Below are 1,384 nucleotides of genomic sequence, written 5' to 3' on the forward strand. Positions count from 1 at the left end.
GCGGTTCTATTAGCCAACATGTGCGTTCCGCTTATCGACTACTACACCAAACCTAGAACTTACGGTCACTGAGGTAAACATGTTAACCGCTATTAGAAAAAATGGTCTGACACTGGCGATCTTTGCTTGCGCCACAACAGGTTTGGTCGCGTTGACTCAGTACTTAACCGAAGATCAAATCAAGCTTCAGGAACAAAAGCAGCTACTTTCAGTGCTTAATCAAGTGATTCCTGAAACGATGCACGACAACGCATTAACTCAATCATGCACGTTGGTGACGTCTCCAGAGCTTGGCACGATGCACGCAATGCCTACCTACATTGCCACCAAAAATGGCGAGCCAACAGCCATCGCCATTGAGTCGATTGCACCAGATGGCTATAACGGTGAAATCAAAGTCATCACAGGTATCGATAATCAAGGTAAGATTTTAGGTACGCGCGTACTTAGCCATCAAGAAACACCGGGGCTAGGCGATAAAATAGATCTTCGCGTTCCCAGTTGGATTCTTGGTTTCACGGGTAAGCAAGTCACCGAAGATAATTGGAATTCTTGGAAAGTTCGTAAAGATGGTGGAGACTTTGATCAGTTTACTGGCGCTACCATTACGCCTCGAGCTGTCGTCAAAGCAGTCAGAAACACCGTAAACTACGTAAATCAATCTCGTGATGAGATTCTCAGCCAGCCACTAAACTGCGCAGGAGACAATCAATGAGCGAAAACAAACAATTGATGAAGAACGGCATGTGGAGCAACAACCCAGCATTGGTTCAGCTGCTCGGTTTATGTCCTCTACTCGCCGTTTCATCGACGATCACCAACGCGCTGGGTCTTGGTATTGCCACATTACTGGTACTAGTGGGGTCTAACGTAACGGTTTCACTGATCCGTAACTATGTTCCTAAAGAGATCCGAATTCCGGTTTTCGTTATGATCATTGCGTCACTCGTAACCTGCGTCCAGCTACTAATGAATGCTTACGCTTACGGATTGTACCTATCACTGGGTATCTTTATCCCGTTGATCGTAACCAACTGTATCATCATCGGTCGCGCCGAAGCTTACGCTTCAAAAAATGATGTGCTTCCTGCCGCATTGGACGGCTTATGGATGGGACTGGGCATGACCAGTGTGCTAGTTGTGTTGGGCTCAATGCGCGAGCTTATCGGCAACGGCACATTGTTTGACGGCGCAGACTTGCTATTGGGTGACTGGGCTGCAGCGCTGCGCATTCAAGTATTCCAATTTGATAGCAGCTTCTTATTAGCACTATTACCACCAGGTGCTTTCATCGGTGTAGGACTTTTGATTGCGTTGAAAAATGTTATCGACAGCTCAATTCAGGCTCGTCAGCCGAAAGAAGAAAAACCGGCCATTGAGCGTG

At 46.9% G+C, this 1,384-nt stretch carries 2 protein-coding genes; both read left to right on the top strand.

Annotation, left to right across the window (positions count from 1 at the left end; all coding sequences use genetic code 11):
- Window positions 1-79 precede the first annotated feature (79 nt).
- On the top strand, window positions 80-715 hold the full coding sequence (gene rsxG / locus R7Q48_RS24210) for an electron transport complex subunit RsxG (protein WP_318132624.1): 636 nt from the start codon (window positions 80-82) through the stop codon (window positions 713-715).
- Window positions 712-1,384 (top strand): electron transport complex subunit E (locus tag R7Q48_RS24215; RefSeq protein WP_318132626.1); only part of this gene is annotated, 673 nt, incomplete at its 3' end. The genes rsxG and R7Q48_RS24215, both read left to right, overlap by 4 nt.

The organism is Vibrio sp. 378 (assembly GCF_033339435.1).